This window comes from Blautia ammoniilytica (assembly GCF_025566965.1).
GTDB lineage: Bacteria > Bacillota > Clostridia > Lachnospirales > Lachnospiraceae > Blautia_A > Blautia_A ammoniilytica.
Genome location: NZ_JAOQJL010000001.1, coordinates 160,249 through 176,424, shown reverse-complemented (window position 1 = coordinate 176,424; position 16,176 = coordinate 160,249). Strand labels below are relative to the sequence as shown.

General features: G+C 44.3%; 13 protein-coding genes. All 13 read right to left on the bottom strand.

Annotation, left to right across the window (positions count from 1 at the left end):
* Window positions 1-4: 4 nt before the first annotated feature.
* The gene (locus OCV61_RS00760) at window positions 5-1,555 is read right to left on the bottom strand and encodes a response regulator transcription factor (protein ID WP_158420140.1); all 1,551 of its coding nucleotides are present in this window, start codon (window positions 1,553-1,555) and stop codon (window positions 5-7) included.
* Window positions 1,556-1,761: 206 nt separating this feature from the next.
* A complete protein-coding gene (locus OCV61_RS00755) occupies window positions 1,762-2,622 on the bottom strand; it encodes a carbohydrate ABC transporter permease (RefSeq protein WP_158420138.1) in 861 nt (286 codons plus the stop codon).
* Window positions 2,622-3,476 carry a carbohydrate ABC transporter permease gene (locus OCV61_RS00750; protein ID WP_158420136.1) on the bottom strand — a complete coding sequence of 285 codons (855 nt, stop codon included), beginning with the start codon at window positions 3,474-3,476 and terminating at the stop codon, window positions 2,622-2,624. Before OCV61_RS00750 ends, OCV61_RS00755 begins: the two co-directional genes overlap by 1 nt.
* Window positions 3,477-3,651: 175 nt before the next feature.
* A complete protein-coding gene (locus tag OCV61_RS00745) occupies window positions 3,652-4,926 on the bottom strand; it encodes an ABC transporter substrate-binding protein (protein WP_158420134.1) in 1,275 nt (424 codons plus the stop codon).
* Window positions 4,927-5,171: 245 nt separating this feature from the next.
* Window positions 5,172-6,380, bottom strand: a complete 1,209-nt coding sequence (locus OCV61_RS00740; protein WP_330382849.1) for a GNAT family N-acetyltransferase — start codon at window positions 6,378-6,380, stop codon at window positions 5,172-5,174.
* Window positions 6,381-6,457: 77 nt separating this feature from the next.
* The gene (gene fba / locus OCV61_RS00735; protein ID WP_158420132.1) at window positions 6,458-7,321 is read right to left on the bottom strand and encodes a class II fructose-1,6-bisphosphate aldolase; all 864 of its coding nucleotides are present in this window, start codon (window positions 7,319-7,321) and stop codon (window positions 6,458-6,460) included.
* 129 nt (window positions 7,322-7,450) lie between these two features.
* Window positions 7,451-9,577, bottom strand: coding sequence for a glycoside hydrolase family 13 protein (locus OCV61_RS00730; protein WP_158420130.1), 2,127 nt, complete (start codon window positions 9,575-9,577; stop codon window positions 7,451-7,453).
* Between the two features lie 238 nt (window positions 9,578-9,815).
* Window positions 9,816-11,672 (bottom strand): ATP-dependent zinc metalloprotease FtsH, encoded by a 1,857-nt coding sequence (gene ftsH / locus OCV61_RS00725; RefSeq protein ID WP_158420128.1) that lies wholly within the window; start codon window positions 11,670-11,672, stop codon window positions 9,816-9,818.
* Window positions 11,673-11,705: 33 nt separating this feature from the next.
* The gene (gene hpt, locus OCV61_RS00720; RefSeq protein ID WP_158420126.1) at window positions 11,706-12,233 is read right to left on the bottom strand and encodes a hypoxanthine phosphoribosyltransferase; all 528 of its coding nucleotides are present in this window, start codon (window positions 12,231-12,233) and stop codon (window positions 11,706-11,708) included.
* On the bottom strand, window positions 12,226-13,641 hold the full coding sequence (gene tilS, locus OCV61_RS00715) for a tRNA lysidine(34) synthetase TilS (RefSeq protein ID WP_158420124.1): 1,416 nt from the start codon (window positions 13,639-13,641) through the stop codon (window positions 12,226-12,228). The genes hpt and tilS overlap by 8 nt, the downstream gene beginning before the upstream one ends.
* A gap of 3 nt (window positions 13,642-13,644) precedes the next feature.
* Window positions 13,645-15,138 (bottom strand): SpoIIE family protein phosphatase, encoded by a 1,494-nt coding sequence (locus OCV61_RS00710; RefSeq protein ID WP_158420122.1) that lies wholly within the window; start codon window positions 15,136-15,138, stop codon window positions 13,645-13,647.
* 256 nt (window positions 15,139-15,394) lie between these two features.
* On the bottom strand, window positions 15,395-15,709 hold the full coding sequence (locus OCV61_RS00705; protein WP_244092985.1) for an FtsB family cell division protein: 315 nt from the start codon (window positions 15,707-15,709) through the stop codon (window positions 15,395-15,397).
* Window positions 15,663-16,175: a spore cortex biosynthesis protein YabQ gene (yabQ, locus tag OCV61_RS00700; protein ID WP_158420120.1), complete on the bottom strand. Its 513-nt coding sequence runs from the start codon at window positions 16,173-16,175 to the stop codon at window positions 15,663-15,665. Before yabQ ends, OCV61_RS00705 begins: the two co-directional genes overlap by 47 nt.
* Between the last annotated feature and the right edge of the window lies 1 nt (window position 16,176).

Genomic DNA, 16,176 nt, shown 5'->3' with positions numbered 1-16,176 from the left:
ATTTTTAAATTTTCTTATCAACCCTGTCTGAAATCTCTTCATCCTCTCCGGTTCCTTTCCTGTAAGATTCCGGACTGCTTCCATAATATTCACGGAAGCTTCTGCAAAAATAAGATACATTGGTAAATCCGGTTTTTTCACTGACCTGTGCCACCTTCATGTTGGTGGTACACAAAAGCTCCTTTGCCTTTTCCATTCGCACCACACGGATATACCGATTCAGATTCATACCTGTTTCTTTTTTGAAGATAAAGCTAAGATACCCAGAGGAAAGGTATACTTTCTCAGCCAATGTTTCCAGACTGAGATCCTCTGCATAATGCTGATGGATATAATTCTTAACAGCTCCCACCTCATCTCTGGAGCCTGCCATGGAATTTTTCAGAAATTTCTCATATTCCTGAATATTCTCCTTGGTGATCTTAAGGATCTGTCCTATATTATTGCATCGGTACAGGCGATCCACCTCCTGTTCCAGCCGTCTTTCTTCGGAAAACTGATTCTCCTGGAACAGTTCCTGGATCACATTGGAAAACACAAACTTCACATACATGGCTGAAAATTGAGTGTTTTTCTGGTATTTCTCAGTAAGGCATCCAAAATGCCTCCATAAGGCCTCAATGTCTTTACGACTGACATCTTCTGAGATTTTCTGCATCAGCTGAGAATCCTGGCGTTGTGCATTGCACATTTTCTCTTCATCTTCGTCAAAAGTAAAAATATGAACATCCGGATGATAGAACTTCTCTTCCATTAGCTGCTCCAGCTGTTCCAATACTTCTGGAAGTTTTCGACAGCCATCAAACTTACGGCTCACTGCCAGATGGAAATGAAGAGAGGTTCTTTGCTTTAAAATCTGATAAATCTGCTCCGCAACCAGACGGTACTCACAATATTTGTCTCTGAACAAAAACAATGACTGCCTGGCATTCAGATTCAGATAAAAGTACTTTCTTCCTACCTCATTTTGCAATCCTTCTGCTGCAAAATCATCTGCAGTGTCAAAATAATCCTGATCCGTTTCCGCAAGAATCCCGCAATGCCACTGCTCCCAATTATTCAGATCTATAATTTCTCCTGCTTGCTCCAGAACCTCTGCCTTTCCGGAATACAGATAGCTTAGAAGAAAATACTGCTGAAGATAATTCTTTTCTTTTTGCTTCTGTGCATTCTGCTGATGCCTGCGTGACATCTCCTCCTGGGCTTTGGCAAGCACCTGGTGAAACCTTTCCGGATCCACAGGCTTTAGTACATAATCAAGCACTCCATATTGGATGGCTTCCTGTGCAAAAGAAAAATCACTGTATCCGCTGAAGATCACGATCTGAAGATCACTATATTCCTCTCTTGCCTTACGGCTTAACTCCAGACCATCCATATGAGGCATACGGATATCTGTCATCAAAAGATCCACCTTCTTGCTGTGCAGCACATCCAATGCCTGCTTCCCATTGGACGCCTCGCAGATTTCATAGTCTCCCTTTTCTCTCCCGATCAGGTATTTGATACCTTCTCGCTCAATCCTTTCATCATCTACAATTAAAATCCTGTACATTCAAGCACCCCGTCTATGATCATAAAATCCTGTAACTGTTCAGTATCTTTACAGTTACAAAAACTTTCGGTTAGTCAAATAAAGATAGTTCCCCGCATAAATGCATGGAACTATCTCTATTTTATCATTCAATGAACATCTTGAAAAGATTAAATTTGATTGAATAATACCAGTTTTATAATTCTATAGAACGGGCTGCTAATAAATCAGCCTTTTACTGCTCCTGCAACTACACCTTCAATGATATATTTCTGGCAAACCAAATACATTACAATGATAGGAATAATGTCGATCATAATACTTGCCATCATCGGTCCCATCTGTACATGTCCGTAGCTTCCACGGAAATACTGGATTGCCATAGGGATGGTACGGTACTTCTTAATATCCAGCACCAGTGTAGGCAGAAGATAATCATTCCATACCCACATCATTTCCAGAATTGCAGTGGAAATAATGGTCGGTTTCAGGATCGGAACCAGGATCTTGAAGAAAACCTGCAGTGGGCTGCAGCCGTCAATCATAGCTGCTTCCTCAATCTCCAGAGGACTTCCTTTTACGAAACCGGTAAACATAAATACTGCCAAACCAGCACCAAATCCAAGGTAGATGATGCAGATGAAATACGGATTGTTCAGACGAAGTGTATCTGCTGTCTTTGCCAGGGTGAACATAACCATCTGGAAAGGTACAACCATACTGAATACACAAAGGTAATACAAAATCTTAGAAAGTGCACCGTTTACACGGACAATGTACCATGCACACATGGAGCAGCACAGCAGGATCAGTGCTACAGACATCACTGAGATTACAAGGCTGTACCAGAAAGATGCAAGGAAATCCATCTGTGTAACACTGGCAACAAAGTTCTTAATGCCATTCCAGGTCTCTTCTGTAGGAAACTTAAATACCCCGGATGTAGTGATTGCTGATTCAATCTTCAGAGAATTGAGCAGGATCATTACGATCGGATAGATCCAGGCCACAGAGATAATGGAAAGGATAATCGTAGGCACAATACTTTTTTTCTTTGGTTTATCTGCAATAACTTTATTCTTTGCCATTATGCCTGCACCTCCTTAGATGATGTTGCGCGAAGCTGTACCAAAGCAATAACAATTACAAGTACAAAGAATACAACTGCTTTGGCCTGGCCGATGCCTTTCCACTGTGGGCCGCTTCGCCCATAGAATGTATCGTAAATGTTCAATGCCAGCAACTGGGACTGCTTGCCCGGATCACCACCTGTCAGGGACAAGTTCTGGTCAAACATCTTGAATCCATTAGTAAGGGTAAGGAATGTACAAATAGTTACAGACGGCATGATCATCGGGATCTTGATCTTAAACAGGATCTGTCTGGAAGTAGCTCCATCAATCTTGGCTGCTTCGATAAGATCCGGAGATACGTTGTTAAGACCAGCAACATAAATGATCATCATATATCCGATCTGCTGCCATAAAAGCAGTATGATCATTCCAATAAATCCGTTTCTGGCAGATAACTTCAGCAGCGGCTGTCCCCACATGGACAGAAGACCATTGATCAAAGTCTGCCAAATATAACCAAGCACAATACCACCAATCAGGTTCGGCATAAAGAATACTGTACGGAACACATTAGTTCCTTTGTAACCTTTTGTCAGTGCAAGTGCAACGGAAAAAGCAAGTACATTAATAAGAATACTTGAAACAAATGCAAAAACAACCGTCAGCCAGAATGCATGACTGAAGTCTCCGCCGATTAAAATCTTCTGATAGTTAGCAAGGCCAACGAAAGTCACATCTTTAACTGTAGTAAATTTACAAAATGAAAGATAAATACCCCAGATGAAAGGCCATAAAAAACCAATGATAAACGCTGCAAGTGTTGGTAACACAAAGACAGGCCACCACTTTTTAAGAGATTTTCCTACCATCTCTGCTCCTCCTACTTCATTTAATTCCTGTGTGCCTGCAGTTTCTGCACTCCAGGCCCTCTTTTCGTAAGACTACGTCTTTCATGTGGAAAGGGGAGGCCATACTTACTGCCTCCCCCTTCTCTTTACACCAACATCCAAATCCTTGAAAGGTTTTGGATATACTTTACACAAATTACTCAGTCAGAGCTTTCTCTGTTGCCCATCCGTCAACGAATGCAGATACAACATCATCCCAGGAACCACCAGCTGCATAAGAAGTAAGAGCTGTACCAACACCGTTCTTCCACTCTTCAGAAGGCATTGTTGTAAAGTTCCATGATACAGGTGTCAGACCAGCTTCTGTGTATTCCTGATCCTGTTTAACAAATACGTTTGTAGATTCTGCAGCTGTTTTGAAAGGAATTGTGAAGCCCATATCCTCATTCATAGCCTTTGTACCTGTCTCAGAAGTTACACACCAGTTCATGAAATCCAGTGTTGCCTGAATATCTTCTTCAGATGCTTCTTTGTTTACACACCAGTAGTTCTCTGTACCTGTTGCAAGTCCTTCGTTCTCATCATCTACACCAAAGTAGATCGGGATCATAGCCAGCTCGTCATCGCTGAATGTTTTAGACAGCTCTGCATACTCCCATGTACCATTCTGATAGAATACTGCTTCGCTATTGATGAACTCATTACGGGAATCATCAGCTGTCTTAGCGGAAAGATCAGCACCGTCACATGTAGAATCTGTGATGTACAGATCAAATACATTCTTGTAGTTGTCAAGATATGTACCTTCGATTGTGTCTGCATCATCTACGCCTTTATCTTTGTACTCATAGTAGAGTGGAAGGTTTGCAAGATGTGTCTTGAATCTCCAGTCGGAGGATCCGTCCATACCTGCACATGTGAATGCACCTTTGATACCAAGCTCATCTTTTCTTGCCTGGATATCATCAGCAACTTTCTTCAGATCATCAAAACTCTTGATGTCGTCCAGTGTGTATCCAGCTTTCTCAAGAAGAGTTTTGTTTACGATCAGGCCATAAGTCTCGATAACATATGCAATACCATCAACAGCGTCACCGTCTTTAACAGTGTAAGTATCGGAAGTAAGCTGTGAATAGATATCGGAATCTTTCAGATCATAGCAGTAATCTTTCCAGCTTTTCAGTCCAACCGGTCCGTTTACCTGGAACAGAGTAGGAGCATCGCTCTTAGCCATCTCAGACTGAAGAGTTGTCTCATACTGTCCGGAAGCTGCTGTAACAACCTGTACATCTACACCAGTCTCCTCTGTGTAAGCTTTTGCAAGGTTCTGCCAAGCTTCATCAGCTTCTGGTTTAAAGTTCAGATAATATACCTTTCCTGTAGCATCGTCTGCCATTGCCGGTACAGCCGGAATCATGGATGCTGCCATAACTGCTGCAAGTCCCATTGCCATTGATTTTCTCATCTTCATTTTTTGTCTCTCCTTTTCATGAGAATCATTTTTGGTCGGATCCTTAACAGATCCGCTGCGTCTTATACGCTGAATCCGGGATGTTCAACCACCCCCGTTCACGTTGATTATATTTTATAGCTTTCAACCAAAATGCACTATATTAAAATTTCAAGAAATATGTTCTTTTTTCATTTTTTATAAACAACGTATGTTTTTTTTTACATGTTTATGTAATTTTTGTCAAATACATACAGGAAAATATATCAAAAATAATCGGATATATAAGGAGTCTGCTGTTCAATGGCATCTTCCAGCATGTCAATAATATGCTCACCAGCCTTTAGCCGCCCAATCCTGGCCAGATAATCCGGGCGCTTATATCCCATCAGCATGGTGGTCATTGTCTGGATACTGATCTGATCCTGGCAGGGCTGACTGATCCGCTCTGCCCATCCTTTACCTTCTCTGGAGATTTTTAGCAGGAAAGCCCCCTGATTACACTCCATTACAGGATCCGTCAAAGTAAAGCGCCATTCTCTTTCAGTAATGTCCGGTTTAAAAGGATATTCTGCCACAAAAGCTGCAAAATCCACGATTCTTCCCATATAATATGGGGAAATCACTTCTTTGATCTCCGCATCCTCCAGAAGAAACGCCAACGGTTCATCTGTGTAGGTATCTCCTTCTACCTGATTGATCATAGAAAAATGAGCCGATACAAAATTCCATAGGCCGGTTCTGGCTTCTTCATTGTTAAAAATCATATCTTTGATATGAAAAACCTCATTCTCAATCCAATAGATCACATAACCATCCGGCTCATTCTGTGCATTGTAATAGATAGCTGCCATAATATCATCCCGATCCCACAGCCAGTATTCATTCCAGGCAAGGGAATCACGGATAATGGCTCCATGGGTATGAGCTGCATATCGGTCATATGTATCCTTCAGTTCTTTGCTGTCAGTGTCAACTCTGCGTACATCACCTGATACCCATTTCTTCTTAGGCAGCTGGTAATCCTTAATCTCATAAGAAATCTTGTCTGAGATCAGCTCCCAGCCTTTTCGTCTGTAATAGGGAATGGAATAAGGATAAAGATAGCAGATATACTGTTTCTTTTTCCGCATATTTTCCAGAGCCTGCTCCAGAAGCCTGTGCATCAGCCCCATATTTGTGTATTCCGGATAAGTGCCCACTCCTGTCAGTCCGCCCATGGAATAGGTCTTTCCAAAAATCTGAACCTTCATCGGGTAAACGGCCACCTGAGAAACCAATGTGCCATCATCAAACCAGCCAATCACATCAGCTCGTTTCATGGTAGGGAATTTTGCCCTGATGATCTCCTTTTCTTTCCATCCTACAGAATTCAGTTCCTGGTCTGTAACCTGAAATACATAGCGAAGCAGTGCATTGTACTGTTCCATGTATTCAGGTCCTACTGGTCCCATTTTCAGATTTTTCTTATTCATAATAATTTTCTCTCCTCGTATTGCAATATAGAAGGGGACACTGCATTGCAGCATCCCCTTGTATATTACATGGATTCTCAGGCTTTTCCAACGGAACCGAAGATTTCCATTTTTTCTTTAACTGTTGCTTTAATTGCTTCATATCCAGGAGCAAGAAGCTTTCTTGGGTCAAATCCTTTACCCTGCAGATCTTTGCCTTCCTCGATATACTTACGTGTAGCTGCTGCAAATGAAAGCTGACACTCTGTATTTACATTGATCTTAGAAACACCAAGATCGATAGCTTTCTTGATCATATCTGTAGGAATACCTGTACCACCATGAAGTACTAACGGCATGTCGCCTGTAAGCTTCTGGATAGCATCCAGAGTCTCAAAGCTTAAGCCCTTCCAGTTTGCAGGATATTTACCATGGATGTTACCGATACCTGCAGCCAGGAAATCAATGCCAAGATCTGCAACCATCTTGCACTCGTTAGGATCTGCACACTCACCCATACCAATAACGCCGTCTTCCTCGCCACCGATAGAGCCAACCTCTGCCTCAAGGGACATGCCATGCTCTCTTGTAATCTTAACAAGCTCTTTTGTCTTTTCTACGTTCTCCTCGATTGGATAATGAGATCCGTCGAACATAATGGATGAAAATCCTGCCTCTACACATTTCAAGCATCCGTCATAAGTACCATGGTCAAGATGAAGGGCAACCGGAACTGTGATATTAAGTTCCTCCATCATACCGTTCACCATTCCCACAACGGTCTTAAATCCTGTCATATATTTACCAGCACCCTCGGAAACTCCCAGGATAACCGGGGAATTCAGCTCCTGCGCGGTAAGAAGAATGGCCTTTGTCCACTCAAGATTGTTGATATTGAACTGTCCGACTGCATAATGGCCGGCCTTTGCTTTCTGAAGCATCTCTGTAGCACTTACTAACATGATAAATTCCTCCTATCTTTCTGGGTACAGTCTTTGCACCCGTCTAAGATGTATTTTAGCAGATTTTACAGCTTTCGTCTATATTTTTACAAAAAATATTATAATTGCACTGTATCGCTGTCTCGCCGTTTATTTCTCTGACACAGTATCATCACATTTATGATACAGGATCATCGCTCCAAAAGCCGGCATTGGCACATGTATCACACCTGCATTGGTAATATAGCTGTATTCCTCTGTTGTAAACCCATCCCTGTAGGTCAGAAGGATTCTTTTAAGGGTTGCTTCCTCCAGACGGCTGATACCTGTCTGCCATACCTCGATCTCCACATCCCGGTCATAATCCCGGTTATTCAGAATCACGATCATCTGTTCATCATTGGAGAAACGGCCATAGCACAAGCCTTGATAATCATTCCAGAGGAACTTCAGGGAGCCTTCCCGAAGGAATCCGTATTCTTTATGGATCCGGATCATCACCTTGTGGAAATCAATCAAGCTTTGATCTTCCCTTCCCCATGGATAAGTACGACGGTTATCCGGATCTGTAAAGCCGCAGACTCCTGCCTCATCGCCATAATATACGGTAGGCGCTCCAGGCCATGTCATCTGAACGGCCACTGCTTCTCTCATAATTGCCGGATTGATCCCTGAAGATGCAGCTTCTGCTCCTGCATATGAGATCCTGCCCACCCTGTGGTTGGTCCTTGTAAGGAACCTGGAATGATCATGATTGGAAAGCTCATTCATAGCAGTGTAAAAAGCAGACATATGAAGGGAACGCATATGATTCTTCATTGCACCAATAAATGCATCACTGTTGCCATACAGATCCTGCCTGTACTCATCACTGTGCTTTTCCATACCTGTCAGGAACCAGGTTAAAGGCTCCATAAATGCGTCATAATTCATAACTGTATCCCACTCGTCACCCATAAGCCAGCTTTCAGGATTGCCATAATGCTCTGCCAGGATGATTGCTTCAGGATTGGCTTCTTTTACTGCCTTGCGAAAATCCTTCCAGAACTGATGGTTAAACTCATTGCTGTGTCCCAGGTCGGCTGCCACATCCAGACGCCAGCCATCTACATTGTAAGGAGGTGAAACCCATTTTTTGCCGATCTCAAGTACATAATCGTATAATTCCCTGGAGCCTTCATAATTCAGCTTGGGAAGTGTATCATGTGCCCACCATCCATCATAAGAAGGATTGTAAGGCCAGCGGTTCTGATCATAAAAACTGAAGAAATTGCGGTAAGGACTGTCAGCCGAAATATAAGCTCCCTTAGGATAGCCTTCCTGATTCTCATAGATCCGCTCTCTGTCCATCCATTTATTAAAGGAACCGCAGTGATTAAATACTCCGTCCAGGATGATCTTCATGCCACGCTTATGGATCTCCTCTGTTAGCTGTGCAAACAATTGGTTGCTGGCTTCCAGATTTCTTTTGTCTGTTACACGGCGGATATATTTCCACGCATGTGAATTGTCCCTATCCCCATTCTGTAGGATTCCCTCGTCTGTGTCCTCTACAATCTTTCCATAATGAGGATCAATATAATCATAATCCTGAATATCATACTTATGGTTGCTTGGGGAAACAAATACAGGATTCAGATACAGAACTTCCACCCCAAGATCCTGAAGATAATCCAGCTTATCCAAGATACCCTGAAGATCACCACCATAAAATTCCCGGACGCCCATTACTGCCGGAACCTTTCCCCAGTCATCTACGTGCACGCTTACATCCCCAATATAAGAGTATTCTCCGGTTGCCACGTCATTGGATGGATCCCCATTATAAAACCGATCAACAAAGATCTGATACATCACTGCACCTTTGGCCCATGCAGGCGTATGATAACCTGGGTATATTTCAAACTCTGTCCGTTCTTCCGAATTGACTGATACTCCTTGATAGGTGTAATAACATGTAACCCATCCATATACAACTTCAAAATGATATCTGAATATATCTTCTCCCATCTTGATCTGTGTTTCATAATAATCAAAGCCATTGAAGGAAGACCATATCTCCATCTCCTGCCTCACATCACCATAAACCAGATACACTGCATCCACATTATTTCTCTGGGTACGAAACCGTATCTTTACAGTGTCACCCGGCATTGGTTCTGACGGACATCTGTAATACTCAGACCCATCGCTGAACAGCGCATCCTTATTCAAGACAGGCCGCATATTTAATACATATTGCATATTTTTCATTACATCCGCTTTTTCCCTTTTCATTACTCAACCTCTTTTCCGTTGTAGTTACCGGGTCAAGTGTCTGCTCTTTGCAGTTTTCCAAGATGTCCGGTACAAAGTAAAAAAGACAGCGGGATAAGCTGTCTTTTTTGGAGAAGGTATTTCTTCTTATGGGGTGTAGCAAAAACTATATAATGTATTGGGGGGTTTTTACGGTTATTATAGTACCACGGTTCCCCGGAAAAGTCTGCACAAACTTCACAAAAATGGAGTTTGTTTTTTATGCATTCTGTATATTAGTTTTTTTATCCCCGTTTTTTTCCATTGTAAAAAGTGACTCAAATTCATCTCTGTGGACTTTTTCCTTCTGAAGAAGCAGTTCTGCACAGCTGTGAAGCACCTGGATATGCTGGGAAATAATCTCCCTTGCCTGGTCATGGCACTGACGGATGATCCTCTGAATCTCCTCGTCGATCTCTTTTGCCTTTTCTTCACTGTATCCTCTTGTATGTGCAAGATCCCTTCCAATGAAGACTTCGTCCTCATCATCCCCATAGGCTATCAGCCCCAGCTTCTCTGACATGCCATATTTGGTCACCATTGCTCTTGCTTCACTGGTAGCTCTCTTAATATCATTGGAAGCGCCAGTAGTAATATCTCCAAAGATGATCTCCTCAGCCACACGCCCTCCCAGAAGGGTGGTGATATCCTGAAGCATCTTTCCTCTGGTATTAAACATCTCATCATTCTCCGGCAAAGGCATGGTATAACCGGCAGCCCCCATACCGGTAGGTATGATGGATATGGTGTAAACCGGCTCCATATCTGGAAGTACGTGAAACAGGATCGCATGACCTGCTTCGTGATAAGCTGTGATCTTTTTCTCTTTGTCAGAAATCACCTTGCTTCTCTTTTCTGCGCCAATGCCTACTTTAATAAAGGAATCCTTAATATCCTGTTGACGGATAAATACTCTGCCTGCCTTGGCAGCTGCAATAGCAGCCTCATTCAGAAGATTCTCCAGATCTGCCCCTGTGAAACCTGCAGTAGTCTGTGCGATCTGCTTCAGATTTACGTCTTCTCCAAGAGGCTTCTCCTTTGCATGCACCAGGAGAATCTCTTCCCTGCCTTTCACATCCGGCCTGCCTACAGCCACTTTACGGTCAAAACGGCCAGGACGCAGGATAGCGGGATCCAGAATATCTACCCGGTTGGTAGCTGCCATCACAATGATGCCTTCATTCACACCAAAGCCGTCCATTTCCACAAGAAGCTGGTTCAGAGTCTGCTCACGCTCATCGTGGCCGCCACCCATACCAGTGCCTCTCTGCCTTGCCACAGCATCGATCTCATCAATAAAGATAATACATGGTGCATGACGCTTGCCCTCTGCAAAAAGATCTCTTACACGGGAAGCACCTACACCTACAAACATCTCTACAAAATCAGAGCCTGAAATAGAGAAGAAGGGAACTCCTGCCTCTCCTGCCACTGCTTTTGCCAAAAGGGTCTTACCTGTACCTGGAGGTCCTACAAGAAGAACACCTTTAGGGATCCTGGCTCCTACTTTTGTATACTTCTGAGGTGCTTTCAGGAAATCCACCACTTCCACCAGATCTTCTTTTTCTTCCTGAAGACCTGCCACATTGGAAAAGGTGATCTTCCTGTCATCCGGTGTCATCATCCTGGCACGGCTTTTGCCGAAATCCATCATCCTGGCATTGCCTCCGCCTCCGCCGGACACCTGCCGGTTCATCATCACCATAAAAAGGAGCACTATCCCGCATGTCAGAAAAACAGGAAGTATACTGGATAAGAAAACACTGGTCCTTTGTACATCCTCCATCACTGGATCCAGTCCATATCCTCTCAAAAGCGTATCCGCCTCATTTACGTCTGTCACATATACCCGCTTCTGTCCCACATCTGTAATATCTGCTGTGATATAGCCTGTGGGAACCTCGCTGTTCTGGTGAATCTTTGCATCTGCAACCTCACCGTTCTTCAATGCTTTTTCCAGCTGGCCCATCGTATAATTGCTCTGGGTTGCCACCTGATTGTTCAGATAGAAATACCCGGCAATCAATGCGACAATCAATACCAGATACAGGCCGATTCTGCTTGATTGCTTGTTCACTTAACTAGTTCTCCTTTCATGGTCACTTCTGTCTTATTCAAATTCTACCACTCCGATATACGGAAGGTTTCTGTATCTCTGGGCATAATCCAGTCCATAACCCACTACAAATTCATCGGGAATCTCAAAGCAGCAATGGTCAACCTGAACATCCTGTACCACCCTCCTGTCCGGCTTGTCCAGAAGTGTACACAAATGGATACTGTTAGGCTTTCTTGCTCTTAACACCTTCATCAAATAGCTTAAAGTCCTGCCTGAATCGATAATATCCTCTACAACCAGTACGTCCTTGCCTTCCAGGGGCTGATCCAGATCCTTGACGATCTTTACCACACCACTGGATTTGGTGTCATCCCCATAGCTGGATACAGACATAAAATCAAGAGTTACAGGCACAGTGATCCGCTTTGCCAGCTCACACATAAAGAATACTCCGCCTTTCAGCACGCAGATCATATGGATCTCCCTGCCTTCATACTCCTTGCTGATCTTGGCTGCAATCTCACGGATACGTGCATCAACCTTTTCTTCATTAATTAATACTCTGATCTTCTCACTCATGGATGGTTCCTCCTTGGTATTGTAATTCTATTACCCTGACAGTAGTCTGGGTAATCTTATGTTTTTCACTGATCCTTCCGCCTATGATCCACAGGATTTCCTCACCGGCTGCGATCAGGGGAAGCTGTTCCCGTTTCTCCCTGGGTATCTTATCGTCAATAAAACAGCGGTTCAGTTTTTTCCTGTTTCCTTTCTGATCGATCACCAGGTAATCCCCCGGACTCCTGGTGCGCACAGACAGACTACTATATATTGTATCATAATCCAGCCATTTCGTATACTTATTTTCTTCAATCTTCTGACCTTCATAAGAAAAAACTCTGGCAGAAACCACTCCCAGCGGACACTTTACACTGCCGGGTATGGGGATACCCCAACCCTTCCTATATTCTTCCAGCTGTTCTTCCGTCTGTTTCCCATCCTCATGCTGTGAGCCAGGTAAAAGAGAAATCCCCTGATAAGTACGTACTGCCCGCATGCCATAGGGAAGCTGTACCTGACGGCCTACCTGTCTGCTGACCAGCTTCTGTATATCCTTCACATGTAAAGATGTAAAATCCTGTTGTCTGCCGCTCACCTGGTAAAAAGCAGTTAAAAGCCCATAGGGAACCAATGCACTTTCCTGTCGAAAAAAGTCTTCCTGCAGATAATATGCCCCTTCTTTGAAGCTGGCATACTGTTTCAGCAAACATTCTCCCTGTGCAAACAGATAATCTCCTGCTGCAGCCAGAAGCTGTGCTGTTTCTGCCATATGGGCAGAAGCCTTCGGATTGATCTGCTCCTGTAAAAGAGGAAGGATCCTGTGACGGATCCGGTTCCTTGTATATTCTTCAGACAAGTTGGTACTGTCCTGCCCATAAAGAATCCCAGCCCCCTTAAGATATTCCAGGATCTGCTGCTTCTTAAGACACAGTACAGGTCGGATGATCGGATCCGATACCGGACGCATGGCCGATAGTCCCCTGATCCCTGTACCTCTGCACAGATTGTGAACAACAGTCTCTGCAAGATCGTCCTGATTGTGTGCCAGTGCGATCCTGACTCTGGCGGTACATCCCTTTGAAGCCAGTGTAAAAGCCTCCTGTCGCACCCTTCGTCCGGCCTCTTCCGTACCCACTTTCCATCCTTTCGCAAGATCCGGTACATCATAGCGGAGGATCTGGCAGGGAATCTGCCAGTCACTGCACACCTGCTTTACAAGAGCAGCATCCCTGTCTGCCTCCTCTCCCCGGATCCCGTGATGCACGTGTACCACTTTCAGGGAAAAGTCCATCTCTTCCCGGTACTGCCTCAAACAGGACAACATAGCCATGGAATCCCCTCCTCCGGAAACTCCTGCGATCACCTGATCCCCTTCACGGATCATCTCAAATTCTTCTATGTAAGCCTTTACTTTTCTGTAGTACATAATTTATTTTCTCCACATTCCTGCTACCAGGACTGTCATATCATCTTTTGCACAATAATCACTGTATCCCAACACACGCTCTAGGATTCCTCTGCTGATATCCTTAGGTGCCTCCTCATGCACATCCATGATAATCTCCTTCATAGTCTCCTCTTCCCGCTCCACAGGAAGCGCATCCAGAACCCCGTCTGTCATCATGATCACATAATCCCCATGATATAGCTTTCGTGAAGATGTTTCAAAATCCGGCTGCTGCATCAGACCTGCTGCCAGACTCTCAGAAGAAATAGCCTCTACCCAGTGATCACGTTTGATAAAGGTAGCTGCTGCTCCTGCTTTCAGGAAATCACAGATCCCTGTATAAAGATCCACCGCACAAATATCCACTGTAGAAAACATACCTTCCTGCCCCTTCAGAACAAGAGCTGTATTCACCATCCTGGCTGCTGTCTCCTGGGAAAAGCCGGATTCCAGGAACTGTTCCAATAGTTCCACTACGATCTCGCTTTCCCTGCAGGCCTCTGCCCCGGAGCCCATGCCATCAGAAAGACACATCACAAATCTGCCCTCTTCCTCCTGCCGGCATGCATAATTATCCCCGGAAACCTTTTCCTGTTCCTTGGTCAGCCGTGCCACCCCATAAAGCATCTGATAGCTTACATCCTCCGTAAAGCGGACTGTATGAAATTCTCCGTTCAACACCCGCCTTCCATCACCTGCTGCTGTCATAGGCGTGCCATACTCTCCGGAGAGGATCTGGGAAACCTCTGATACGGAGATGCATTGTCCGCTCCTTGCACGCATAGTGAGAAAGATCTGCCTTCTGCCTTCTGCTTTGTCCATTACCCAGGCTGTTTTCAGAACAATGTGTCTTTTCTTAAGGCTGCGTGTCAGACTCTCAAGAAAATCAGGATCCGGCTGGCTGATATCATATAAATCTCTGGCTACCATCTCCATAAGCCTTGAAATCTCAGCAAGCTGCTGTGCAACTGCCAGCCGCCCTTCGATCATCTGGTTGTCCCAGATCAGGCGCTGCTTCTCTCGCTGAAAATTCTCCAAAAGCCGGTCATAATACTGGGTAAAACGTCCGCACACACTCATCCACTGAGTCTTTGCAGACTGAAGCTTCTGAGGATCTCCTTCTTCCACAGCACGGATCAGTTCCCCGGCCCAGGTACACATCTGCTGCTGGTTCTCCCTCCAGCAAAGCTCCTGCTGATAACATCTGGTACACACATTCTCTCCTGTGTCCTTCAGAATCTGCTCTACCTGCCCAGAGCTTAAATAATCCTTCCTGTATGGCATCCCGTAAAAGGTGTCTGCCAGCTTCTGAAAGGATTCTGCATATTTCTCTACTTTTTCTTTCTGAGGATGGCTTTCGTACAGGGGAAATGCTTCCTCCATACGCCTCCCTTTCCCTGACAAGATAGTTTTTGCCATGTCCCGGACAATCAGCATAATGCTGAGTGCGAGCATGGCAATCATCCATTCCTGCATATTCTCCCCTCCCCTTACAACAACGCTCCTGCCTGTGCGGGTCATCCGCACTGTTCACAGTCTGATATTATAAGGGATGAACAGGGAAATATCTGTCAAACACAGGCATATGCCTGTAAAAAGTTTTCGTCAGGATTTCCTCTTTTGCGATCTTTTTTGCGATCTTTTTGCGATCTTTCATAACTATTATGTAACTTCACAGTTATGGTCTCTCTTTAAAATGTTCCCGATAAAATACTGTTATCTTGCTGAAATACTATTTTTCTTCCTCAAAAATGATCTCATTGTCCTTTACCAGACCAAGCCGCTCTCTGGCAACCTGCTCGGCATACTCGTCAGTCTTCATATATGCCTTGTACTTATCGATCTCCTCAGTACGGCTCTTCTGCTCTTCCAGATCCTGCTCAAGTGCTGCAGCCCTTGCATCATAGACAGCAATCTTATCGCTGATATCCCGGCTCTGCATCATGAGAATCCCCAAAAGCATCAGAACAGTCACTGCAATGGTCAGCATTCCGAGACGGTTATATCCTGTTTTCTTTTTTCGTTTCTTTTTGCCTGACCCTGCCAAACTGCCAACTCCTTTTTGCGTTTTTCTTCGCATGGGTGTGAAAGCCCTTCCGAAAGGGGCACTTTCCCCACCTGCTTGCAAACTCGCATACTGAAATTTTACATCTTTCGGCCCAAAATAGCAACCTCTTTATCAGGATTTTTACAATTTTCAACGGATATTCCAAAATCTTTACAGTAAGGCTTATAAAAACAGGTTCTATCAGCTTTTTTGCAGCAAAAGCCCCCAAAAGAAGCCCTGCAGCCAGAAAAAGCCTAAGTATTCCCTGGTTTTTATCATACAGCCTGACAGACAGGAAGCATCCTGCAAAAAGCCAGTAGATCAGGTCTTCTGCCATTACCCCCAGCCTGGAATGAGGAAGCAGTCTGCGAAGGATCAATAGACAGCTGTAGCACAAAAGAAGGGCAGCCCCGGTATACACTGACTGGATCAGAAGGAGGAATTCATAATGGATATAGCTTTCCACA

Coding starts and splice junctions, on each gene's coding strand:
- OCV61_RS00760 (WP_158420140.1), bottom strand. CDS start 1,555: ATGTACAGGATTTTAATTGTAGATGATGAAAGGATTGAGCGAGAAGGT.
- OCV61_RS00755 (WP_158420138.1), bottom strand. CDS start 2,622: ATGGCAAAGAATAAAGTTATTGCAGATAAACCAAAGAAAAAAAGTATT.
- OCV61_RS00750 (WP_158420136.1), bottom strand. CDS start 3,476: ATGGTAGGAAAATCTCTTAAAAAGTGGTGGCCTGTCTTTGTGTTACCA.
- OCV61_RS00745 (WP_158420134.1), bottom strand. CDS start 4,926: ATGAAGATGAGAAAATCAATGGCAATGGGACTTGCAGCAGTTATGGCA.
- OCV61_RS00740 (WP_330382849.1), bottom strand. CDS start 6,380: ATGAATAAGAAAAATCTGAAAATGGGACCAGTAGGACCTGAATACATG.
- fba (WP_158420132.1), bottom strand. CDS start 7,321: ATGTTAGTAAGTGCTACAGAGATGCTTCAGAAAGCAAAGGCCGGCCAT.
- OCV61_RS00730 (WP_158420130.1), bottom strand. CDS start 9,577: ATGAAAAGGGAAAAAGCGGATGTAATGAAAAATATGCAATATGTATTA.
- hpt (WP_158420126.1), bottom strand. CDS start 12,233: ATGAGTGAGAAGATCAGAGTATTAATTAATGAAGAAAAGGTTGATGCA.
- tilS (WP_158420124.1), bottom strand. CDS start 13,641: ATGTACTACAGAAAAGTAAAGGCTTACATAGAAGAATTTGAGATGATC.
- OCV61_RS00710 (WP_158420122.1), bottom strand. CDS start 15,138: ATGCAGGAATGGATGATTGCCATGCTCGCACTCAGCATTATGCTGATT.